This is a genomic window from Hyphomicrobium sp. (genome assembly GCF_035687085.1).
Classification (GTDB): Bacteria; Pseudomonadota; Alphaproteobacteria; order Rhizobiales; family Hyphomicrobiaceae; genus Hyphomicrobium_B.
The window spans coordinates 201,769-223,409 of the sequence record NZ_DASRYS010000013.1 but is presented as its reverse complement, the minus strand read 5'-3'; the positions used below and the strand labels follow the sequence as shown (position 1 = coordinate 223,409).

The following is a 21,641-nucleotide window of genomic DNA, read 5'->3' as shown; positions in this document are numbered from 1 at the left end:
GACGCAATCGGAATTGAGAGGCAATAATCCGGCTGCGCACCATTACCGGGAGGTGACGCCCGACGGCCTCACGTTTCCTAACGGCTTTGCGCATTCTCAGCCCTGTCACCACGGGGTGGCGGGGCGCTGATGAAGAGCGCCGAGACTTTTCGGAGATGGGCACATGTCGGACACTGGAAGCATGAAATTGGCAGCAGGCGTGGCAGCTGGGTCATTGTTGGCGCTGGCTTTATTCGCAAGCGCGGTGCGCCCCGCCGCGGCGCAGGAATTCGACTGCCGCCGCGCGCAAACGACGTCGGAACGCATGATCTGCCGGAGCGACCGTCTGGCCGGGCTCGACGAGCGCATGAGCTCGCTCTATTCGGAACTCAAGTCTTCATATGGCAATCGCTCGCAGCGAAACGAGCTGAAGAACTACCAGCGGCGGTTCCTCGACGCGCGCGACAGCTGCGGCCGGGATACCGAATGTATCCGTGGCGCCTATCTCGATCAGATCAGCGTCTTGGAATCGCGGCTGGAGCGGTCTTACCGGGCCTCGGAGCGCTGAGCGACAGTTTCGGCGCGCTGAGCGTTCGCTTGGTCGAGGACCTCGAGCTTCACGGCGGCCAAACCCATGCCGGTCATGCGGAGGTCCTCGGCGGCCTTCGTCGAGAGGTCAATCACGCGGCCCGGCTTGAAGGGGCCGCGGTCGTTGATGCGGACGATGACGCTCTCGCCGCTATCGACCCTCGTCACGCGTACGCGGGTGCCGAAGGGCAGGGTTTTGTGGGCTGCCGTCAGGTCTCGGGGATTGAACGGCTCCCCGGTCGCGGTGCGGGCGCCCTTGCCATAGAACGAGGCGATGCCCTTCATCGCGTGGCCGTTCCCGGGTGAGGCGGGTCCATGCAAGGCGTAGGTTGGCTGCGGATGCGCCGCTTGGTTCGCGGCGACCTGCTTCGGAGCGGGAATTTTCGCCTTTGCGGCGACTGTCTTGGACTGCCAGTCTTTGGCGGGTACTGCCGGCGGCGCGATGGCGGTCGTCGTGCTCCAGCTGCCTTCGGTTGCCGCCCTGTTTGCGGGACCGGCTAGGGCTCCGGATAGAGACTGAGCTTCGGCTGCCGATTGAGCGCCGGAAACCGGCTCGGAGCCCGTTGAAGACGGGTCCGTGGCAACTGGCTGGTTCTTGGGAAGGGGCTTGGGGTCAGAGTAGGCCGCGGCGTCGGACAACGACTGAGCCCCGGCAGGACCGCTGACAATAGGCGCAAGCAAAGTGGCCGACACAGCCACGAAAGCGCAACTCAAGCTTCGGCGCACGCATATCCCCCCGGATACTCCCCAATCGCGAGGACTATGCCGATTCGCGATGGCGAAAAAACGTCGGGAGGTATTGGTATCCCCAACACCTCCCGAAGTTTGGTCGTCCGGCCTTCAGGCTTAGCTGCGGCCGAGAACCTCGAGCGAGACGCGGGCGAGACCGGCGCCGGTCATGTTGATCTTACGGGCAGCGCCGCGCGACAGGTCGATGACGCGGCCGCCGATGAAGGGACCCCGGTCATTGATGGTCACGACGACCGACTGGCCGTTCGACTGGTTGGTGACGCGAACGCGCGTTCCGAAGGGGAGGGAGCGGTGAGCAGCGGTCAGACCCTCGGGATTGAAGCGGGCGCCCGAGGCGGTCTTCTGGCCCTGCCAGTAGTAGGAGGCGATGCCGCCCGAAGCGCTGCCGCTGTGGGCAACCTTCGCGTGGGTCTTCTTCTTGTAAGCGGTCTTCTTGTAAGCAGCCTTCTTGTAGGCAGCCTTCTTGTAGTAGGTCTTCTTATACGCAGCTTTGTGGGCTTTGCTGCAGTGATACCCCGTGCCTGCGCATTTCGAGGCCGCGGTTGCGGGAACGGCTGCTGCCGTCATCCCAGCAAATGCTAGCGCGGCGATCGCGATCGTAGAACGCATTAGTGCACTCCTATCAAAGGAGCAGCAGTGGTCCGGATCGAATGAGCGGTTTCCCCCGCCCGCGGTCCGCATCGATGGCGACCACGGGGCAACCGCTTCGGAGCGGCACCGTCGTTAAGATTGGGAGAAAGTAGCTCGTAAGGCAGATGACCCCTATGACCCGTAACTGAACTCCAGAACCCAGTTCTTCCTGCTGCCCGGTATGACTGGGGTTCCCCCCGTCCTGGCGCGCCCAACCAGCATCCTGTGGATAGGAGGTCAACCCATTGCTGTTACCACCTTTTAACCATAATTTCTAAGATGCGGAAATTTCTAAGTTATTTTAAATGCATCTTTTGGTTGCGCGACGCCACGTCGCAGAAGTGAACGGCTATTAACGGAACAAAAATCCTGAGGCGAGCCGCGCCACAAAATGTTTACCGTTCAGTCCGTTAGCGCGCCGATAAAAAGATCCGTCCGCATACGCCCTTTTCAACGGAGCCCGCGATGTGGATCGCATAGCTTGCAGAGCGCGCGCGATCCGGCCAAGCGATGAACGCCCTGTCGTCCGATTGCGCTCTAGCGAGGTCCCATGACTGAAAGCAGGCCAGTGCCTGAATCGGCTGGCCGTTCGGCCGATCCGGCCTTCGGCGAGGCATTGCGGGTATGGGCGCAGATCGGGCTGATGTCGTTTGGCGGACCGGCCGGTCAGATCGCGCTGATGCACCGGGTGCTCGTCGAGCAGAAGAAGTGGTTGGACGAAGCGACCTATCTGCTCGCTCTCAACTTCTGCACGCTGCTGCCGGGACCCGAGGCCATGCAACTCGCGACGTACGCCGGTTGGAAGATGCATGGCACGCGCGGCGGTCTGGCGGCGGGCCTGTTGTTCGTCGCGCCGGGTGCGCTCGTCATCCTGGCGCTTGCGGCCCTTTATGCGTCCTTCGGGAATGTGCCTGTCGTCGCTGCCGTCTTCACCGGCATCAAGGCCGCCGTTCTGGCGATCGTGATCGAAGCGTTGATCCACATTGCCCGGCGCGCGCTCAAGGGGCGGGTCGACTGGGGAATCGCGGCGGCGTCCTTCCTCGCGATTTTCATTTTCAACGTGCCGTTCCCGCTGATCGTGCTTGCGGCCGGGCTCATCGGTTACTGGCGTGGGCGTTCGGCAGCCGATGACGGTGCGCTACAAACTGCAAGGACAGCACCGGTGCCGTTTGCCGAGACGGCGCAGACGATCGGCATCTGGCTCGCGGTCTGGCTCGTGCCACTCTTCGGCGTGGCCGCGGTCTTCGGGTTCGATCACGTGCTCACGCAGCTGGCGGTGTTCTTCTCCAAGCTCGCGGTCGTCACGTTCGGCGGGGCCTACGCGGTTCTTGCCTACATGGCGCAGCAGGCCGTTTCCGGCTACGGCTGGCTGACACCGAACGAGATGCTGGATGGCCTGGGCCTTGCCGAGACGACGCCGGGGCCTTTGATTTTGGTCACCGAGTTCGTCGGCTTTCTTGCGGGCGCGCGGCATGGCGGGGAGCCCGCGATGCTGTTCGGACTGCTCGGGGCCATCGTTACGCTGTGGGCGACCTTCGCGCCGTGCTTCCTCTACGTGTTCGCGGGCGCCCCTTACGTCGAATGGCTGAGATCGGTCCCGCGGCTGCAAGCCTCGCTATCGGCAATCACGGCAGCCGTGGTCGGCGTCATCTTCAACCTGTCGGTCTGGTTTGCGCTGCACGTGCTGTTCTCGGCACGTTCCGAGCTGGCGATCGGGCCGCTGCATTTTCAAGTGCCGGAGATCGCGAGCCTGGAGCCGGTGCCGCTCGCGCTCGGCATTCTCGCCGCGCTTCTCCTCTTCGTGTTGCACGCTGGGATTATCACCACGCTCGGCGTCGCGGCGGCCGCGTCATTGCTGCTGACGCTTCTGCATTGAGGCCGGCGGCGATCAGAGCCAGCCTTTCTTCTTGAAATAGAGGTAGGGAACGAGCGCCGCCACGAACATCATAATGATGGCCATGGGATAGCCGTAGGGCCAATCGAGCTCGGGCATGTGCCGGAAGTTCATGCCGTAGATGGAAGCGACGAGAGTCGGCGGCATCAGCATCACCGCCATGACCGAGAACAGTTTGATGATCTGGTTTTGCTCGTTGGAAATCATGCCGAGCGTCGCGTCGAGCAGGAAGCTCGTGCGCGCGGAGAGGAAGCGCATGCTTTCCATCAGCGAGAGGATGTCGTGGTTGGCCGCTTCGATGCGGGTTGTGATGCGCTCGTCGTCCTTGCGTTCGCGGGCGGCGTTGGCAAAAAACAGCGAGAGCCGGTGTAGCGACATGGCGCTTTCCTGCGCTCTCGCCGTGATGTCGCCTTCCTTGCCGACGGTTTTCAGAAGGACCTCGAGGCGGCGGCTGTGTGGCATGGTTGCCGTGCTTTTCTGACCGAAAACGAGCGGCGCGATACGCTCGACCTCGTCCTGGACGCGCTCGATGAGATCGGCTTCGCGCTCGATCAGCATTTCCAGAAGACCGATCATGACACCGGCGCCCGTGCCGCAACCGACATCGCCTTTGGACGCGCGGGCAACGTAGAGGGGAAACGCGCGCGGCGACGCGTAACGGACGGTCACCAGCTGGTTGCCGAACAGGATGAACGTCACCACGGACGTCAGGGGAACGTCCTGATCGGTGTTGTGCAGAATGATGCCGGTCATGTAGTAGGCGCCATTCTCCGTATAGAAACGGTTCGACGCCTCGATTTCGCGCATCTCGGAGCGCGTCGGCACCTCGATGCCAAGCGCCTCTTCGATGAACTTGTCCTCGTCCTCTTTGGGGTCGGTCAGATCGATCCAGACGGCGGTCGAGAGATCTCCGACGCTGCTCCGCTCGACCAGTTTGTCACCATCCGCATCATAGACCGTAATCATTGTAGGTGGACCTTCGGATTTGCTCGTCGCATCGGCCTCTCGCGTGTTGCGCCTCGAGGGCGCAGGCTGCAAGCGGCTCGACGCCGGCAGAGGGGGCAGGCCTCACGTTCAGGACGATACGGCCGGTCTGTTGCGAGGAGACGCGCGAAGTGTGACAATCGTTTCAGAGGAGATCACAGATGGCTTTAGCAACGAGGACCACTTTCGGAGCTGTCGTCACGCTGCTGGCTGCCGGCCTAGGCTTGCCGGCGGAAGCGGGCGTCGTCTGCAAAAAGGGCTTTCAGATGGTGCAGGGTGCGCCGCTGGCAACGCCCTATTGCCAGGATCAGTACGTTGCGCAGGTTGCCCGCGAGTACGGGTTCAAAGCGTCGCCCGAGCGCGGGCGCCAGGATCCTATCTACAAGCAGACGCTGTGCCGGTACATCGGCCAGGATATTCGCATCAAGGAGTCTTGCGACGAGGTGAACCCGTCGGGGCGTGGCATCTTCTAAAATCTGAAGGACCATCGGAGCGGTGCGGTGATGATCGCTGCGCTCGCGGCAGTCACCGGCATCGTTCGGAAAAGGTATTGCGGACGGCGGTGCCGCCGGCCGCGCTCTCGAGATTTCAGTTTCAGCTCGGAGCTCAGCCGAGGTCGGGAGTAACTTCGGCCGCGTCTTTGGCGCGGCGGACGCTACCGTCGAACTGCGCGCCTTCGTCGATGGACAGCGTCTGCTTGATGATGTCGCCGTCGACGCGCGAGGTGGCGTTCAGGTTCACCGAGGTGCCTTTGAGCGCGCCGCTGACTTCGCCTTGAACCGTAATCGTGCGCGCCGTGATGGTGCCTACAACGCTTCCCGTCTCGCCGACGGTCACGGACTCGCCATGCACGTCGCCCTGGATGTGTCCGGCGATAAGGAGGGAGCCCTTGGTTTTGATGACGAGCTGCTGGCCGGAAATCGTAATGTCCTGGCCGAGCACCGAGGTCGGCGCGTCAATCGCCTGAGCGGACTGCTGGACCGGTGAGCCGAAGAGCGGCGGTGCTGGCGTCTTCAATTGCGGCATTGCAGGCTGCTGTGGCGTGAGTGTCTTGACCGGCTCAGGGCCACGCGAATCCGGCGTCGCTACGCGGTTGAACATAATGACTTCCCCCAAAAAGAACTGCTATCGCCCGTCCCGCTGATGGCGATTTTAAGCAGTGTACTTTGGGTACATTATGGCCAAGTTGTCATAACTGCCAGTCTCTCCCCACCGCGATGCGACAAGGATTTTGGGGAAGATTGTTAATGCGCATCTGCTGCCCAAAAGCTGAGCGGTTCGCCCCATTGGGCGCCGCGCGCCGGGCCGCATCGCGCGCAGTGCACTACCTGTGGATATCGACGAACGGGGCCACGATGTGCTTGCCGCGACGGCCTTCATGGACGTGAACGAAGGGCGCATCGACGACCGTCCGGCGCCCGCTTTCCACCCGGGTGAACGGTGCGCGTACGACATTTTTGCGATGGCGGCGGTGATAGTGCCGATGCCCGTCGCGATCATGCCTGACTTTCGCGACGCTCGACGGTGTCTCGCTCACCGGCTTTGGCATCTGCAGCGCATTGGCCGAGGAGGCGATCATCGCACCCGCGCCCAGAACGGCGCCAATCGTTAGCGAGGAGCGGAAAAATGCCAGCATAAGATACTCTTTTCGTTTCCGTTTGTAGGGCATTGAAATGTCTAAGAGCTGGACCCGGTTTCGCAATGCCCGCTGCGGCATAGTGCGACTCATGCAAACTTATGCTGAGCAGGAGTTCGGCGCAGGTGACGCCGGAAAGCGACGTGTGCGCCGCAATTTCATGAGCCGGGCTGTTGATGCGACTGGAGTCTGCTAGGTTCGGTTAATAAGAAAAGGGAGGACAACATGCTGTTCGTTCGGCGGGTTGGTTTCGTGTTCGGTCTGACGGCCGTTCTTGCCGTCCCGGCTGCCCGCGCGCAAGACGAGCAGGCATGTCCTCGTGCCGGCACGCTCGGCGTCTCCCGCACCGTTGAGATCGACACCACCGGCGGCCCCGGTTTCGGCACGGCCAACTACAAGGCTTACGACTTCCTGCAGGACAAGGAAGTCATCCTCACGTTCGATGACGGTCCGCAACGGCAAACGACCGAGGCTGTGCTCAAGGCACTCGCAGACGAATGCGTAAAGGCGACGTTCTTCTCGGTGGGGAAGATGGCGCTCGAATATCCGCAGATCATTCGCGAGGTCTCAAGGGCAGGGCACACGGTTGGAACACACACATGGAACCACAAATCGATTCCTAAGCTGAAGACTCCCGAAGAAGCGCAGGATGAGATCGAGCGCGGCGTCAGCGCTGTCCATCGCGCCGTGGGCGGGCCGATTGCGCCGTTCTTCCGCTTTCCGACGCTTGCGGATTCACCCGAGGCTGTTGCCTATCTCGGCCAGCGCAACATCGCGATGTTTTCGACCGATATCGACAGCTTCGATTTCCGCCGGCAGACGGCCGAGCACCTCGCCAAGACGCTCATGCAGAAGGTCGACAAGCGCGGCAAGGGCATCCTGCTGATGCACGACATTCATAAGGTGACGGCGAAGGCCTTGCCGATGATCCTCGCTGATCTGAAGGCCAAGGGATACAAGGTCGTTCACATGACGGCGAAGGCCCCGGTGGTAACGCTGGAGAAATACGATCAGGAGATCGAGAAGGACACGAAGGGCCTGCCGCAAGTCGGCGCGGAGCGGCCGGTTTCCAGCATCGTGAAAACGATTGAGGGCGCCGAGCCGCCGAAGCCAGCTGCAGCGAGTGGCGGAGCGCCTCAAGATCTCGCGCCAGCGCGTCCCGATAGCTCGATGAATAAGGGTTCGGCCGCTGCTACGCCTCCCGCTGAAGCTGCACCCGCCCTTCCTACGTTCCCCTCATTGCCTTCGCGGGAACCTGCCGCGCATTCCGTGCCGGACAAGCAGTCCGCCGCGCCGCCGATGACCTCGGTTGCAGACAACGCAGCGCATTCGTCTCCGCCGCTTCCTCCAGCTCCGGCGGCTCCGGCAACGGGCAGCCTTGCCTCAGATTCCGCAGCACCGCCTTCGTCCGCCACTGCGCCGGAAGCTCCGTCGCCGGTGAAAACCGTTGGAGGGGAGGGAGATCAAATCGCCGCTGCGAATGCGCCGGCCGCGCCGATCATGCCGATCGAGACTGCCCCTGAGGCACCGCAGGCGCCGCCGAAATCGATTTCACAGCGGGTGAAGGAAGCCTGGCAATATTGGTTCGGCGAATAGCGCGTGTTCTCGAATTGCGTTGCCGACACTCCTTTCGTCGCGCCGGCCGGCAGCGCATGAGCGCTCACAAAAAAGAAATGGGCAGCGTATCCGCCACCCATTTCTTTTTGGACGCCCTGTTAGGCCCCCCCGGGCCCGCCGCAAACCAAGTTCACAGCCTTGAGCGCAATACAGCGCAGTGGCTTTTCCTTGGGCGTTCGCTACGGCCGACGATGCACATCGGCGTGTAGCGTTTCCGGCTTTAGGTGGGACTTTTGACTCCCCCAGTCGATCCCCCGATCGGCTGCCCACCTGACGCAAAGCTATGCGGGTTACCGCGCCTCTACCAGACAAAAGGAATCATCTTGCTCTGATTTCAGGCAGCTGTGGCGTCCCGGATACAACTCAGCGAATTATCAGCGTACGGTTTATAATGCTGTGGATAGGCTCACGTGCGTGCGATGCGGATGCCCAAGAAAAAGAAAAGGGCCGCTCGTGAGAGCGGCCCCGTGAGATCATCACGTTTAGCGGAGTGCAATGTCTACCGCTTCAGGTCTCAGCTGCGATCCAGGAGAGTTCCGGATGCATGCCCGAGCGACCTCGACATCGTCCACTTCAAGATCCCACTCGACATCGGATCACCTCCTTTCGGTTGTTGAAAGATGAACTCAAGCTGGCATCGTTGACCGGCTTTGAAAAGACCCTGCGCGCAGGTGTCTCAATCTGAGCGCTCTCAGCGAAGCTTGGCTGTAAATCCGCTGCGCTCGTCCGAGAACCTTCGCCCTAGCCGTGCTTGCCCGTTCGCATCTCCATCGCGCGGCCAAAGCCTGCGAGCAGCGATCCCACCGCAAACAACGCCAGCGTGATGAGCTGGAGGTAATCTTCAACCGGCTCTTTCGCCATCATGTAATCGGAAATGTTGGCGTCCGCCGTGCGGAAGCGTTCGATTGCCTTATCGCGCTCGGCTTCGGCTTCCTTGATCTTGTCGGCGGATGTGTTGAGCGCCTGGAGCAGCACGATCCGCGTTTCGAGCGTCGCCGTCGTTTGAACCTGCGCCGATTGCTGGATGCTGAATGCGGCCAGCCGCCATTCGATCTGGCGCTTCAGCGGGTCGAGGTAAAACATTTGCATCGCCGTCGCGCCGAGCAGAAGCACAATGCCGAACAGTTCGCCGAGCTGGTAAATTTTGAAGCGCATTCCCGTTCCCCCGTTTTGCGCACTCCCGTTTGTCTTTGATGCGATAAAAGCGAAAATCGAGCCAACGGTATTTTGGCTGACGATCCGTGTGCGTTGCTCGCGGATTGGCCACCGGCTGCGCAGCGGCAGGGAACTTGATCACCGGCCCCCGGTAGAAATCGTATCTCTGCGAGGAGCGCCAGGATAGGAGTTGTTCCAATGACCACGTGTGCGTGCTCGAATTGCCAGTACTTCGACACTCAAAGAACGGCTGCCGCAAAGCGCAAGGAGACCGACACCGGATTGTGCCGGTTCAATCCTCCGCTTCCGCAATCTGGGTCTCATGAGACTCGTGGGGCATGGCCCGTGGTCGAGAAGAACGACTGGTGCGGACACTTCGCGGCCACGATCGAGCGGATGGCCTCGATCGCGGCTTGAACATCCGCAAAGCAGCAGCTCAGTTCGCTAGAAAGGCGCGAGCTGCAGATCCGCTCCTTGACTCGCCTCAAAAATCCTGACGGCAATCGTGAGGCCGCGCTGCATCTTCGTGCGCGACGCGCCGGGGACCGGCAGGCGCCGAGAAGTCAGGGCTTCTTATTTGATAAGTTCTCGCGAATCACTCAGTGAAACTAACCATCGTTCACTGAGGGTTTCTTATCTCAATGAAGTCGACGTTCTTCGCCGCCGCGGCGCTCATTGTGACCGCGACACCTTCGTTTGCCGCCGATCTCGGAAAATTCGGCGCGACGCCGCCCATTTCGCCGCTTTACAACTGGTCGGGCACGTACGTCGGCTTGCAGGCTGGGTATTCCAAGAATCATCAGGACTACGCCTCTCTCGGATACGGCGAGGAAGCGGGCGACAATTACTTCATCCACGACAGCGTGTCCGCCTTCGTCGGTGGCGGCCATGCCGGCTACAACGTCCAGCGTGGGAGGTTTGTCTACGGCGTCGAAGGCGATATCGAATACGATAGCACCGACAACTCCGTTGAATTCCCGATGGACTTGTGGGGCTACCACGCGAAAACGGGCCTGCAGGGCTCTGCGCGCGTGCGGCTTGGCTATGCCTTCGACCGTTCGCTGATCTACGCTACTGCCGGTTTGGCGGTTGGCGAATTCTCGTTCAAAGAGTTTTGTGACTGGTGTTCGCCCCCGGAAGTCTCGCGTTCATGGGACCAAGTCCGCGTCGGCTGGACGGTCGGCGGTGGTCTGCAGTATGCGCTCAATGACAGGTGGTCGGTCAGAACCGAGTATCGCTACACAGATTTCGGAAAGCAGACTGAAGACGTTTCCGAGTTCTGGGACTCGAACTACAGAAGCACTTTCTCTTTGACATCACACGATGTTCGCTTCGGCGTCTCGTACGCGCTCGGCAAATAAGCGGCGCAAGCGCGATAGAGCTGAAATTGAAAAAGCCGGGCATGCGCCCGGCTTTTTTTGTTTTGCTCGGTGGATGGGGATTCAACCGTCCGTCGTCCTGGCGGCGTCCACGTAGAGCTGTTCGCCCATGGCTTTGAACTTCTCGCTCATCTCGGCCATGCCAACTTCCTTGTCGTTCAAGGTTGCCGCGTAGTCGCGGACGTCCTGCGTGATTTTCATCGAGCAGAACTTCGGGCCGCACATCGAGCAGAAGTGGGCAACCTTGTGCGCGTCCTTGGGCAGCGTCTCGTCATGATAGGCAACCGCCGTGTCGGGATCGAGGGAGAGGTTGAACTGATCTTCCCAACGGAAATCGAAGCGTGCGCGTGAGAGCGCGTCGTCACGCAGCTGCGCCGCCGGATGTCCCTTGGCGAGATCGGCCGCGTGTGCTGCGATCTTGTAGGTGATGACGCCGACCTTGACGTCGTCGCGGTTCGGCAAGCCTAGATGCTCCTTCGGCGTCACGTAGCAAAGCATGGACGTTCCGAACCAGCCGATCATCGCCGCGCCGATGCCGGACGTGATGTGGTCGTAGCCCGGCGCGATGTCGGTCGTCAGCGGTCCGAGCGTATAGAACGGCGCCTCTCCGCAGGATTTGAGCTGCTTCTCCATGTTGACCTTGATCTTGTGCATCGGCACGTGGCCGGGGCCTTCGATCATCACCTGGCAGCCCTTTTCCCAGGCGATCTTCGTCAACTCGCCGAGCGTTTCGAGCTCTGCGAACTGCGCGGCATCATTCGCATCGGCGATCGAGCCCGGCCGCAAGCCATCGCCCAGCGAGAACGAGACATCGTACTTGCGCATCAGATCGCAGATCTCGTCGAAGCGCTCGTAGAGGAAGCTTTCCTTGTGATGGGCGAGGCACCACTTCGCCATGATCGAGCCGCCGCGCGAGACGATGCCCGTCACGCGGTTCGCCGTGAGCGGCACGAACGGCAGGCGCACGCCGGCGTGGATGGTGAAGTAATCGACGCCTTGCTCGCACTGTTCGATCAGCGTGTCGCGATAGAGTTCCCAGGTCAGCTTGACGGGATCGCCGCCGCATTTCTCCAGCGCCTGATAGATCGGCACGGTACCGATGGGCACGGGGGCATTGCGGATGATCCATTCGCGCGTCGTATGAATATTGCGGCCCGTCGAGAGATCCATCACGGTGTCGGCCCCCCAGCGGATCGCCCAGACCATTTTTTCGACTTCCTCTTCGACGGAAGAGGTGACGGCCGAGTTGCCGATGTTGGCGTTGATCTTCACGAGGAAGTTGCGGCCGATGATCATCGGCTCCAATTCGCCGTGATTGATGTTGGCCGGAATGATGGCGCGGCCGCGCGCGATTTCGCTGCGCACGAATTCCGGCGTGATGTGCTCGGGCAGTTCCGCGCCGAAGCTTTGGCCATCCGCCAACGCTTCTTTCGCGCGCTCGAGCACGGCTTGGCGGCCGAGATTTTCGCGATGGGCAACGTAGATCATTTCTTTGGTGATGATGCCGGCGCGCGCGTATTCGAATTGCGTGAGCGGTTGCGAGGTGTCGCCGCGAATTTCCCCTCCCCCTTGCGGGGAGGGGTTAGGGGTGGGGGTAAGGGGCTGGCGCGATGCCTCGGCGTTTCCGCTTTGGTCCTCACCCCACCCCCGACCCCTCCCCGTCGAGGGGAGGGGAGAAGAGTGCGCCCGCATCGGGCGGTAAACGGTTGGGAAAACGCGGGCGGCGTGGGCGCCCGAGACGTTGCCGTTGTCTTCGGGCTTGATCGTGCGGCCATCGTAGCTCTCGATGCCGCCGCGTTCTGCGATCCAGGCATCGCGAATGCGCGGCAGCCCTTTCTCAACGTCGATCTTGGCGGCTGAATCTGTGTAGGGACCAGAGGGATCGTAGACGCGGAAGGCCTTCTCGTTGACGTCGCTCAGCGCGATTTCGCGGAAGGGCACGCGGATATCGCTGTGGCCTTCGGGCGAAGAATAGACCTTCGTTGAGGCTCGATGCGGTCCCGTCGTGACCTTCGGTGTTTTGATATCGGCAGCGCGCGTCAGCTCGTTCATGGCAGTTCTGCTCCTTTCCCGCCGCCCCCTTTTGGCAGGGAGAAGCTTTTTTAGCGTTGCAGCGCGCGCGAAAACGCGTGCTGAAAATTGCGTTGCCTGGAAAGGTGCGGAATGGTGGCGCTGTGATTGCCAACCGCGTGCTCCGTCCCTTCGCCGGCATAACCCGGATCAGGTTCGAAGGGTGCTCGCGCTTCATTACGCGATCTCAGCCGGACAACCGGCGCCCCTCGGAAACGCGATCATTGTCGCTCCGTTATGCGCGGATGGCAAGTCGTTTGGTGACGGCGATGCGCGGGCACACGTCAACGCGGCTTTGCCGCGTGTGCTCACGAACTTGTCTAGAAAGGCTTAAGCCGCGACCGCTTGTTTTGCGAAATCGACCCAGCTTTTGATTTTCTCAATGTCGGGCGGGCGGCCTTCGCGCAGTACGCGCTTTCCTTCCGATGTCATGGCGAAGCGCAACACGTCTGCTGACAGCGCAATCGGATCGGCGTCGGCAACCGCTTGAGCGGTGCGGTATCCGGCGCCGACGAGCAACTGTGCGTGCGTGCCTCTGAGGCCTGGCACGTCGATCACAAGGCGCGCCTGCTCCTGCCATTCGAGAAGCGTTTCGGCATCGAAATGCGGATCGTCGAGGACGTGGGCCAGTTCCTCGGGATTTTGCTCGAGGAAGTCGCCGACGGTGAAGATGCCGGCGGCAGCGATGCGCTCCGCGGTCTTGGCGCCAATGGATGGCGCGGCTTCCAGATCGTCGGTGCCACTGAGGTAGGGACGGGCTTCACGGGCGCGCACATCCCACTGGCGCGTTGGACTGGACGCGGTGACGCGCATCTGATCGGCTTGTGCTGCCATCGTCTCGGCACGCGGACGTGGCGGCGGAGGGGACTGAGGAAGAGCGGGCGGCTGCGCGGTCACGGATGTCAGCGCCGCTGCCGATTTGGCGACGGCAATTTCGAGCGGCGTATTGTCGTGGCCTTCAATGCGGGCGGCGCGCGCCTGGCTGCGTTGAGCCATTTGCGGGGCCAGAACTTCCGCGTAATGCAGGTCGCGAATGGTTTTGTCGTCTTCTGTCAGCGCGTGACGAACGGTGCCCGTCGCGCGGAGTTCGTCGTAAATGGCGGCGACGCGTTGTCTGTCCTCGGCGTTCGTCAGCCGCTTCTCGATGAACTTGCGCGGGATTTGGGTGAGGCTGAGGAATGTCTCCGACGTCAGATCGACGGCCGGCACAAGGACGTTCGCTTCCGCGATCGCGCGGTCGAGAACCTTGCCGAAGCCAACGGACGCATAGATCAAAAGCTCGGCAACGATGTTCCGGCCAATGGTGTCGAGCCCTTCTTCGGGCCGTGTCGCGCCCTTGTGAATGTCGTAATGCGCGATGAGCTTCTCGTAATAGCCATGGGCGAATTCGGCATTATTGCAGACGAATTCGGAGAGCCAGTGCGGACCTGTGGGAACGCGAATGGCGGGCGCTCCATAGCGCCGTTCGCCGATCGCGCGCAATTCATTGTACGAGCGGCTGATGCTCCACTCGGCTGCGCGATGCACGGCGTTCTCGGCTTCGGTCTGTCCGGTGTGGAAGGGCATGACCGGGTCGGTAAAGTAGTGGCTCAGGACACCCGCTGCGTAGACGGCTTGCGGCCAGTTGTTGGCTTTGAGTTCAAAGACCGTGCGGCCGTACCATTCGTTGACCTTCTCGAGCGCGCCGCCCCAGTAGTTCTCCGAGACGTGGAGAACGTGGTTCTTGAAATCCTTGAACGTCACGTCCGGCGCTTTCGCGCCGTCGAGATACAACTCGACGTGCTTCAGAAAGAGCCGCGTCCACTCTTCCCGGTCGTCGCGCGCCATGGCTTGCAGCGCATCGAGGGCGAGCTTGTGGTGCGTGCCATTCGCGTGTGTGGCGTAGACAATGCGATAAAGGAGCGACATGGGAGCCTCGGGGTGAGCAACCGCTCCCGCCGATCTACGTGAGTCGCACCTCCCACTCGATTGATTCGCTCCCCGGCAATGCCGGTCATCAACGATTTTCGCGATTGCGCGCGTGTTTTTCGGCCGCGAGATTGATGATTTCGGCGCTGCCGCTTGGGTGGCGGGACATCCGGCCGGCCATCGCGGCCCGCCGCGCCAGCTGAACCACATTCAAGTCGCGCGCTGCGCTTTCATCCGGGAGGACGCGCTTCAGTGCCTCCGGCGCCAAGCCGCAGGCTGCTCCAAGGGCGAGCGCTTCCTCGTGCGCGATGGTATGGGCGGTTTCGATGTAGCCCATCAGCGCGGCGGCTGAGTGCGCGCTGCCGAGCGGCCCGGTGCGCTCGACCGTTCCCAAAAGCGCGAGCACGCTTTCTGCGATTTCCACCGGCGCGGGCTCGCCGCCGAGCAAAATCTTGGCATGCCCGTGCATGGCCGCGCCGGCACCGCCGATCAGCGCGGCATCGACAAGCGCGACGTCCTGCTGTTCCAGAAGTTCAAACAGGCTTTGAGACTCGCGCGACGTTCGGGAGCCGAGATCGACGAGCACGGTGCTTCGCCGCGGTTCAGCCGTGCGGCGTACTTCGGCGCCGATCGCGAGCAGCTTCTTGAACGTATCGGTATCTTCGATGGCCGCGAGCACGACGGGGCATCTGATCGCGAGGCTCGTCTGGTCTGCCTGCTCCAGCATGTCGCCGTAGGGCACAGGCGGAGAGCCTTCGAGGCCTGCGTACATCGTGTGGAAGTGACACGCAGCGATACGCCGGGCGATCGCTGCGCCGAATTCATCGTTGCCGATTACGCCGATTGGCCGATTGTTGAATGCGTGACCCATGGCGCCGTGCCGTTCCTTATTCCGCTATTTCCTATCTTCCCTCACGCCACCAGGCCAAAGCGATCAGGGCGAGCAGCGCCGAGAGCGCCGCGAGGCCCGTGAACATCGGCGTCAACTTCACGCCGCGGGTCAGGAAGGCTTGCCGGTCCTTGAGGCCGAGCCAGCCGGACCCTGCCATCACTTTGGCTGCCGACATCATGGAGATACGCGGCACATCGATATCGGTTGCAGACGAGAGTGCGCCTGTCGCCTTCGTCCAGAAAACGCCACCGCCCGTCGCATCCGCAATCGGCTTCATTTTCTGATCCGTTGCGGTCACTTCGCTCATTTCGCGCGGATCTTCGACGCCGGCGTTGGCAACGGCGGTCAGTTCGCCATCGGGGCCAGCGGTTTCAATTTTATAGAGTCCGGGGAGCTTCACATCGATGGCCGAGCGCCAAACTCCCGGTTCAACGGGAACGGCATCGAGCGTAATCTCCGATGTGTCGCCGCCGGGACCAAGCACCTTCACCGGGCCGACCTTGTCTTCCATCGAGCGGCGCTCAATCGTGAGCTTCAAGCCTTTGGCCGACGCGAGAAGACGTTCCTCCTCGAGATCCGGTTCCTTCATCAGCCAGTGCGACAGACGGCGCAGGAGATCGGTGTGCGGGCCGCCACCGTCATAGCCGCGCGCCCAGAGCCACGCGTGATCAGACGTCAGCAGCGCGACGCGGCCCTTGCCTTTGCGGTCCAGAATGAGGAGCGGCTTGTCCTCCGATCCATTCATGACCACGCGGCCGCGCTGAGGGGTCACCTCGGCCTGACGGTACCATTTTCCCCATGAGGGCTCGGGAGCCGCATCGGCCACCTGCGCGGCGTTCCAGCCGGGAAGGTCCTTAGTGACGGGGTGCTTCTGCCCGTCGCCCGTGACCTTCGCCTTGAACGGCATCTCGAGCACGCGGCCTGTCGGCGTCGCGGGCAGTACGGGCGCGAGCGGCGTCTTGTAGATGGAGTAGGGGCTCGCGAAATCGTCGCCCGCCGCGACCAGCAGCGCGCCGCCGTGCTCGTTCACGTAGCGGGCGATGTTGTCGTAGTAGAGCAGCTGCAGGATGCCGCGATGCTCGTAGCGGTCGAAGATGATCAGGTCGAATTCGTTGATCTTCTCCGAGAACAGTTCGCGCGTCGGGAAGGCGATCAGCGACAGCTGATTGATTGGCGTGCCGTCCTGCTTCTCGGGCGGGCGCAAAATCGTGAAGTGCACAAGATCGACAGCGGCGTCGGATTTCAAAAGGTTGCGCCACGTGCGCTCGCCGGGATGCGGCTCGCCCGAGACGAGCAGCACGCGCAGGTTCTCGCGCACGCCTTCGGCGGCGACGACGGCGCGATTGTTGGCGGTCGTCAGCTCTCCGTCGACAGGCTGGAGTTCGATTTCGACGATGTTGGTGCCGGTGTGCGGGATCGGCATGTCGACTTTGACGGTGCGGTTGATCTCGGTGCGCACGGTCTCGTCGGGCTGGCCTTCGCGGCGGATGTTCAGGGTCGCTGCGCCGGAGTTTGCCGATGGCGAGCTTCCCGTCTCGCGCACGGCGACCTGGATCTCGCGCGACTGGCCGACGAGGCCATAGCGCGGTGCTTCGATCACTTCGATGCGGCGGTCGAATTCGGTGGGCTTGCCGGTCAGCAGCGTATGAACCGGCGCGTCGAAGCCGAGCGCGGCTGCGGATTTCGGCACATCGTGGACTTGGCCATCCGTCACGAAGAGAACGCCGGCGATGCGGTCGGGTGCGGTATCGTTCAGCGCGGCGTTTAGATCGGTGAAGAGGTTCGTTCCGGCTGCCGCGGAATCCGTCGGCACACCGCCCGTCACCCACTTGATGTCGAGGTTCGGGATCTTCGCAAACTTCGTTTCGAGATCCGAGCGGATCGCTTCCATCTGCTTGCTGCGGTCGGCGAGCTTCTGACTCGGGCTTTCATCGAGCACGACGATGGCGACGTTGGCGAGGCTCTCGCGCTGCTCTTCCTTCAGGATCGGATTGAAGAGCGCGCCGAGAAGCGCTGCGAGCGCCGCGGCGCGAATGATGGCTCCGCGCGAGCGGCGGAACAGCATCACCAGGATCAGCGCAACGGCCAGCACCGTCAGGCCGATGAGGACCGGCGTCGGCAGCAGGGGCGCGAATGTAATCGACCAGTTCAAAGACTATGCCTCTATTGACCCAGCCTCTCGAGGAGGGCGGGGACGTGAACCTGATCCGCTTTGTAGTTGCCGGTCAGCGCGTGCATCACGATGTTGATGCCGCCGCGGAACGCCATCTCGCGCTGCATCTCGCCGCCGGGCACCACGGGGTACGTCGGGCGGCCGCGCTCATCGAGCGCCCAGGCGGCTGCGAGATCGTTCGACGTGATCATGATCGACGTGACGCCGTCCGACACGCGGGCCTTGTGGGTATCGTTTTCGTTGTTCGACGAGGCCTCGACCCACAGCTGTCCGCCATCCCAACGGCCGGGGAACGAGCGCAGCAGGTAGAACGATTTCGTCACCACGTGATTTTCAGGAACGGGTTCAAGACGCGGCACGTCGAGCTTGCTCAAAAGGCGCTGCAACGCCGTGCCGCCGCGGCCTGCGAGCGGCAGCGTGTTGGCGCCGCCCTGGCCGTAGTCGCGCGTGTCGAAAATGATAAGGCCGCCTTCCTTCATGTAGGCGTCGATCTTGGCGATGACCGCGTCGGGCAGCGCTTCGGCGGATTCGAGCACCGGCCAATAGAGCACGGGATAGAACGCGATCTCGTCCTTGGTGATGTCGACGGCTGCGGGCTCGCCCGGCTCGACGGCGGTGCGCGTTTGCAGAACGCGGCCCAGGCCTTCGAGACCGGCGCGGCTCGTCTCGTCCGTTTCGCGGTCGCCGCTGACGACGTAGGCGAGCGTCACCTTGCTGGTGGCGTCGATGGCCGCTTTGTCGGCCGGTGTCGGCGCGGAGCGGACGATTTCGGGGCCCGACTGCTGCGTGCCGAGTGGGGCGAAATTGTCGAGCTGCGGGATATCGCGGAAGTCGGGTTGGAAGTCCTGCGCGCGTCCGTCGCCGGCTCCTGCGAAGGCGAAAGCCGACACAACGGCAAACACGATTGCCGCCGTTCCCGCGCCCGTGGCGCGTGGACGGCCTCCGGGGCGGCGGGAGAAGAGCCCGCGCAAGCCGCCGGCCTGCAGCAGCATCACGGCCAGAATATCGAGGAAGAGCAATGCCAATGCCGCACCGAGCAGGTCGGGCTTCAAGGCGGTGCTTGCAGCGTTCTCGTAGTTCAATCGTGTGACGCCTGCGGGCAGCGACGGGAAGGGCTTTAGCGTACTCTTCACGTCGAGCACGTTGAGGGCGCGCGGGCTTGCCGGCTGACCATAGTAGCCGGGCGGATGTTCGAAGCCGGGCTTTGCCGACTGCAGCTCGGAGGATTTCAGCGGCTCGGCGGTCGGCGGCGGGAAGCCGAGCGTGCCCGATCCGTTCAATGTCTTGAGCGGCGGGAGCACGCCTGCGGCGCTGTTTGCCGGGGCGGTGTCGGTCTTCGCGGATGTCGTCGTGGTGCCTTCTCCCTGGCCGGAGTTCGACGCGCCGACGACGCCCATGGTGGAGAGACGGCACAGCATCTCGACGAAGAGACCAGAGATCGGAAGATTCGACCAATCGGAATTCGCGGTCACATGAAAGAGCACCAAGCGGCCGTTGCCGCGTTTTGCCGACGTGACGAGCGGCGTGCCGTCCTTGAGGCGCGCCCAGATCTCGACGTCCGGCGTCAGTTCCGCCGGGTCGGCGAGCACCTGCCGGTTGACCGTGACGTCCTTCGGGATCGCGAGGCCCGCGAACGGGCTGCTCTCGTCGAAGGCCGCCAAAGGCTGCGGCGAGGACCACGAGAGCGCGCCGCCGAGCGAGCGTCCGCCAGAGCGGAGCGCGACGGGGAGGAGATCGTCACCGGCCTTTTCGAGCCGTGGGCCCGCGAAGCGGACGAGCAGGCCACCGCGCTTGATGAAGTCATCCACCTTCTCGGCGGCTTCGCCCGTCAGCGTGCCGATGTCGGCCAGCACGAGCACCGACACGTTCTGCTTCAGAACCGAGTTGAGGCCCTGCACGAGGTTTGAATCGCGCGTCACGACCACGTCGGCGTAAGGCTTGAGCGCTTTTTCCACGTAGTAGAGCGGCGCCAGAAGCGGCTGGGCTTCTTCGCGGCTTTCGCCGGAGAGCAGGCCGACGCGGTGCCATTGGGTCATCGCATCGATGAGACTGACGGCGCCGGCGGAGCGTTCGCCTGCGATCTCGATGCGGGCCACCTGGTTGCGCAATTCGAGCGGCAGTTCGAACGTCGCCTTGGCGGACGCGGCGCCGGGCCCTAGCGAGAAGGGTGCGTCGCCCAAACGTTCGCCGCGCGCGGAATAGGCGTTCACGGTGCCTTCACGCGCGGGGCCGCCCGGCGACAGGACGGTGGCTTCGAGCTTGCCCTTTTCGGCCAAGTTGGCGGTGAGGCCCAGCGGCTCGCGCCCGTTCGTCTCATCGAGCACGGCGAACGTGCCGTCGCCTGCCAAGTCTTGCAGCTTCTTCGCAACGCTTCCTGCGTGCCCTCTGTGATCGATGCCGTCGTGCAGCCAGACGATGCTCGGGTTCTTCACGCCCGCGTTGGAGAGGGCCGTCTGCAACGCGCCGAAGGCTGCTTCCCGATCGGGATCGAAGGGTTCGGGCGTCAGCGCGGCGGCGGTGCTGCGGGCTTCGCGCGGCGGTTCGATCTTGACGCTGTGGAGTTTGCTCGCGGCCGCCGTCGGCACGATGACGACGGGGCGTCCGGCGCTTTCGGCTTCGCCGATGATGCGGTCGATCATGCTGGCGCGTTCGGGCCAGCGCGAGGCCGCCGCCCAGCCGTTGTCGGCGAAAACGACGACGGGGCCGGTGCCGGCGAGGTTCGCGTTCTTCGACGGATTGAGAATGGGTTCGGCCAGCGCGATGATGACGAACGCTGCAGCGAGTAACCTGATGAGCGTCAGCCACCAGGGCGTTTTCTCGGCAGTCTTCTCGTCGTTCTCGAGACCCTGCAGAATCCGCGTCGGCGGAAATTCGACCTGCGTCGGGCGCGGCGGCACGGCGCGCAACAGCCAGTAGATGACGGGAAGCGTGATAAGCGCCGCGAGCAGCCAGGGATTGAGGAAGGCGAGCGGGCCGAAGCTCATCGGGCGCGCTCCTTGATGTCGGTCGAGACGGCGTCCGAACTCGACGACATCCAGCGATAGCCTTGCGCCGATCCATTGAGCCGCATCAGGAGCGACAGCAGCGGCTCGGAGGCCGGCCGGTCTGTGTGATGGGTCAGCAGCGACCAGCCGAAGCGTTTGGCCATTTCGGCTAGCTCGGCGCGGTGCGCTTGGAAGCGCTCCTGATACTTTGGCCGCAGGGCTTCGACGCGATCGGCGGTCCAGCGTTGATTGCCGGACGGCGTCATGAATTCAGTGCGGCCGTGATAGGGCAGCGTCTCTTCCGCGGGATCAATGATCTGCACGAGGTGTCCGCCGACGCCGTGGCCCGCGTACCCTTCAAGGCGTTCGCGCAGCGCATGCACGGGCGCCAGAAAATCGCTGAAGAGAATAAGCCCGGCGAAGCGGTTGAGCCCGGCATTCGGCGGCAGGCTCTTCTGCACATGCTCGGACTTGGCGTTGACGGCGATGGTCTCGGCGATGCGGGTCGCGGCGTTGCGGTTGGCCGTCGGCAGCGTCTGGCCGAGGAGGGCGACGCGTTCGCCGCCCCGCACCAGCATTTCGGCCGAAGCCAAGGCGAGGACCAGCGCGCGGTCGCGCTTCGTCACGTTCGACAGATGGCTTTTAAAATCCATCGAGGGCGAAATATCCGGCCAGAGATAGAGCGTGTGGGCGGCTTCCCATTCGCGTTCGCGGACGTAGAGATGGTCGGAGCTTGCCGAGCGGCGCCAATCGACGTTGCTCGCGTTCTCGCCGGGCTGATATTGCCGGAACTGCCAGAACGTTTCGCCGGGACCTGCGCGCCGCCGCCCGTGGATGCCCTGCGCGACCGTCGATGAGATGCGCGCGGCTTCCATCAGCAACTCAGGCATGCGGTCGACGAGCGATACGGCTTCGCGCTCAAGCGCAAGAACGCGCCGGCTCTCGGAGCCCGCGCCGTCGCTTCCGCCGCCTGCTCGCCCTTGAGGGCCTGCCATTCGCGCT

The 21,641-nt window shown here is 62.9% G+C and carries 18 protein-coding genes and 1 riboswitch; of the genes, 6 read left to right on the top strand and 12 right to left on the bottom strand.

What is annotated here, in order from left to right:
• Nucleotides 1-163 precede the first annotated feature (163 nt).
• Nucleotides 164-547: a lysozyme inhibitor LprI family protein gene (locus tag VFG26_RS11770; RefSeq protein ID WP_325025475.1), complete on the top strand. Its 384-nt coding sequence runs from the start codon at nucleotides 164-166 to the stop codon at nucleotides 545-547.
• Here VFG26_RS11770 and VFG26_RS11765 read toward each other — a convergent pair.
• Together VFG26_RS11765 and VFG26_RS11760 are read right to left on the bottom strand one after the other, a co-directional pair.
• The gene (locus tag VFG26_RS11765) at nucleotides 526-1,206 is read right to left on the bottom strand and encodes a septal ring lytic transglycosylase RlpA family protein (RefSeq protein WP_325025473.1); all 681 of its coding nucleotides are present in this window, start codon (nucleotides 1,204-1,206) and stop codon (nucleotides 526-528) included. The genes VFG26_RS11770 and VFG26_RS11765 overlap by 22 nt on opposite strands.
• 207 nt (nucleotides 1,207-1,413) lie before the next feature.
• Nucleotides 1,414-1,926: a septal ring lytic transglycosylase RlpA family protein gene (locus VFG26_RS11760; protein ID WP_325025471.1), complete on the bottom strand. Its 513-nt coding sequence runs from the start codon at nucleotides 1,924-1,926 to the stop codon at nucleotides 1,414-1,416.
• Nucleotides 1,927-2,497: 571 nt separating this feature from the next.
• Here VFG26_RS11760 and chrA point away from each other — a divergent pair.
• Nucleotides 2,498-3,823, top strand: a complete 1,326-nt coding sequence (chrA, locus tag VFG26_RS11755; protein ID WP_325025469.1) for a chromate efflux transporter — start codon at nucleotides 2,498-2,500, stop codon at nucleotides 3,821-3,823.
• A gap of 12 nt (nucleotides 3,824-3,835) precedes the next feature.
• On the opposite strand, the gene VFG26_RS11750 is transcribed toward chrA, so the two are convergent.
• Complete coding sequence (locus tag VFG26_RS11750) at nucleotides 3,836-4,807, bottom strand: magnesium transporter CorA family protein (RefSeq protein WP_325025468.1); 972 nt, start codon at nucleotides 4,805-4,807, stop codon at nucleotides 3,836-3,838.
• 179 nt (nucleotides 4,808-4,986) lie between these two features.
• Here VFG26_RS11750 and VFG26_RS11745 point away from each other — a divergent pair, with 179 nt between their 5' ends.
• Nucleotides 4,987-5,298, top strand: a complete 312-nt coding sequence (locus tag VFG26_RS11745; RefSeq protein WP_325025466.1) for a hypothetical protein — start codon at nucleotides 4,987-4,989, stop codon at nucleotides 5,296-5,298.
• 133 nt (nucleotides 5,299-5,431) lie between these two features.
• Here the strand turns inward: VFG26_RS11745 and VFG26_RS11740 are convergent, their stop codons facing one another.
• Both VFG26_RS11740 and VFG26_RS11735 read right to left on the bottom strand, forming a co-directional pair.
• Nucleotides 5,432-5,926, bottom strand: a complete 495-nt coding sequence (locus tag VFG26_RS11740; RefSeq protein ID WP_325025464.1) for a polymer-forming cytoskeletal protein — start codon at nucleotides 5,924-5,926, stop codon at nucleotides 5,432-5,434.
• Between the two features lie 223 nt (nucleotides 5,927-6,149).
• Nucleotides 6,150-6,461, bottom strand: coding sequence for a hypothetical protein (locus tag VFG26_RS11735; RefSeq protein WP_325025462.1), 312 nt, complete (start codon nucleotides 6,459-6,461; stop codon nucleotides 6,150-6,152).
• Nucleotides 6,462-6,686: 225 nt separating this feature from the next.
• Between VFG26_RS11735 and VFG26_RS11730 the strand changes: the two genes are divergently transcribed.
• Nucleotides 6,687-8,057, top strand: coding sequence for a polysaccharide deacetylase family protein (locus tag VFG26_RS11730; protein WP_325025460.1), 1,371 nt, complete (start codon nucleotides 6,687-6,689; stop codon nucleotides 8,055-8,057).
• Between the two features lie 762 nt (nucleotides 8,058-8,819).
• Here the strand turns inward: VFG26_RS11730 and VFG26_RS11725 are convergent.
• Nucleotides 8,820-9,233, bottom strand: a complete 414-nt coding sequence (locus tag VFG26_RS11725) for a hypothetical protein (RefSeq protein WP_325025458.1) — start codon at nucleotides 9,231-9,233, stop codon at nucleotides 8,820-8,822.
• A 198-nt stretch (nucleotides 9,234-9,431) separates the two neighbouring features.
• On the opposite strand from VFG26_RS11725, the gene VFG26_RS11720 reads away from it, so the two are divergent.
• On the top strand, nucleotides 9,432-9,650 hold the full coding sequence (locus tag VFG26_RS11720) for a hypothetical protein (protein WP_325025457.1): 219 nt from the start codon (nucleotides 9,432-9,434) through the stop codon (nucleotides 9,648-9,650).
• 224 nt (nucleotides 9,651-9,874) lie between these two features.
• Nucleotides 9,875-10,594 carry an outer membrane protein gene (locus VFG26_RS11715; RefSeq protein ID WP_325025455.1) on the top strand — a complete coding sequence of 240 codons (720 nt, stop codon included), beginning with the start codon at nucleotides 9,875-9,877 and terminating at the stop codon, nucleotides 10,592-10,594.
• Between the two features lie 81 nt (nucleotides 10,595-10,675).
• Here the strand turns inward: VFG26_RS11715 and thiC are convergent, their stop codons facing one another.
• The 6 genes from thiC to VFG26_RS11685 all read right to left on the bottom strand — a co-directional run bounded on the left by thiC (nucleotide 10,676) and on the right by VFG26_RS11685 (nucleotide 21,634).
• Complete coding sequence (gene thiC, locus VFG26_RS11710; RefSeq protein WP_325025454.1) at nucleotides 10,676-12,664, bottom strand: phosphomethylpyrimidine synthase ThiC; 1,989 nt, start codon at nucleotides 12,662-12,664, stop codon at nucleotides 10,676-10,678.
• Between the two features lie 128 nt (nucleotides 12,665-12,792).
• A riboswitch (TPP riboswitch) is annotated at nucleotides 12,793-12,902 on the bottom strand.
• Nucleotides 12,903-13,012: 110 nt separating this feature from the next.
• Nucleotides 13,013-14,590, bottom strand: a complete 1,578-nt coding sequence (locus tag VFG26_RS11705; protein ID WP_325025452.1) for a DUF4332 domain-containing protein — start codon at nucleotides 14,588-14,590, stop codon at nucleotides 13,013-13,015.
• 88 nt (nucleotides 14,591-14,678) lie between these two features.
• Entirely contained in the window at nucleotides 14,679-15,461 is a 783-nt protein-coding gene (locus tag VFG26_RS11700) for an NAD(P)-binding domain-containing protein (protein WP_325025450.1), read from the bottom strand.
• Between the two features lie 31 nt (nucleotides 15,462-15,492).
• A complete protein-coding gene (locus VFG26_RS11695; protein ID WP_325025448.1) occupies nucleotides 15,493-17,634 on the bottom strand; it encodes a hypothetical protein in 2,142 nt (713 codons plus the stop codon).
• An 11-nt stretch (nucleotides 17,635-17,645) separates the two neighbouring features.
• Nucleotides 17,646-20,639 carry a DUF4159 domain-containing protein gene (locus tag VFG26_RS11690; protein WP_325025446.1) on the bottom strand — a complete coding sequence of 998 codons (2,994 nt, stop codon included), beginning with the start codon at nucleotides 20,637-20,639 and terminating at the stop codon, nucleotides 17,646-17,648.
• Nucleotides 20,636-21,634, bottom strand: coding sequence for a DUF58 domain-containing protein (locus VFG26_RS11685; RefSeq protein ID WP_325025444.1), 999 nt, complete (start codon nucleotides 21,632-21,634; stop codon nucleotides 20,636-20,638). Before VFG26_RS11685 ends, VFG26_RS11690 begins: the two co-directional genes overlap by 4 nt.
• Nucleotides 21,635-21,641 lie beyond the last annotated feature (7 nt).

Coding starts and splice junctions, on each gene's coding strand:
- VFG26_RS11770 (WP_325025475.1), top strand. CDS start 164: ATGTCGGACACTGGAAGCATGAAATTGGCAGCAGGCGTGGCAGCTGGG.
- VFG26_RS11720 (WP_325025457.1), top strand. CDS start 9,432: ATGACCACGTGTGCGTGCTCGAATTGCCAGTACTTCGACACTCAAAGA.
- thiC (WP_325025454.1), bottom strand. CDS start 12,664: ATGAACGAGCTGACGCGCGCTGCCGATATCAAAACACCGAAGGTCACG.
- VFG26_RS11715 (WP_325025455.1), top strand. CDS start 9,875: ATGAAGTCGACGTTCTTCGCCGCCGCGGCGCTCATTGTGACCGCGACA.
- VFG26_RS11735 (WP_325025462.1), bottom strand. CDS start 6,461: ATGCTGGCATTTTTCCGCTCCTCGCTAACGATTGGCGCCGTTCTGGGC.
- VFG26_RS11745 (WP_325025466.1), top strand. CDS start 4,987: ATGGCTTTAGCAACGAGGACCACTTTCGGAGCTGTCGTCACGCTGCTG.
- chrA (WP_325025469.1), top strand. CDS start 2,498: ATGACTGAAAGCAGGCCAGTGCCTGAATCGGCTGGCCGTTCGGCCGAT.
- VFG26_RS11705 (WP_325025452.1), bottom strand. CDS start 14,590: ATGTCGCTCCTTTATCGCATTGTCTACGCCACACACGCGAATGGCACG.
- VFG26_RS11730 (WP_325025460.1), top strand. CDS start 6,687: ATGCTGTTCGTTCGGCGGGTTGGTTTCGTGTTCGGTCTGACGGCCGTT.
- VFG26_RS11690 (WP_325025446.1), bottom strand. CDS start 20,639: ATGAGCTTCGGCCCGCTCGCCTTCCTCAATCCCTGGCTGCTCGCGGCG.
- VFG26_RS11685 (WP_325025444.1), bottom strand. CDS start 21,634: ATGGCAGGCCCTCAAGGGCGAGCAGGCGGCGGAAGCGACGGCGCGGGC.
- VFG26_RS11740 (WP_325025464.1), bottom strand. CDS start 5,926: ATGTTCAACCGCGTAGCGACGCCGGATTCGCGTGGCCCTGAGCCGGTC.
- VFG26_RS11760 (WP_325025471.1), bottom strand. CDS start 1,926: ATGCGTTCTACGATCGCGATCGCCGCGCTAGCATTTGCTGGGATGACG.
- VFG26_RS11725 (WP_325025458.1), bottom strand. CDS start 9,233: ATGCGCTTCAAAATTTACCAGCTCGGCGAACTGTTCGGCATTGTGCTT.
- VFG26_RS11750 (WP_325025468.1), bottom strand. CDS start 4,807: ATGATTACGGTCTATGATGCGGATGGTGACAAACTGGTCGAGCGGAGC.
- VFG26_RS11700 (WP_325025450.1), bottom strand. CDS start 15,461: ATGGGTCACGCATTCAACAATCGGCCAATCGGCGTAATCGGCAACGAT.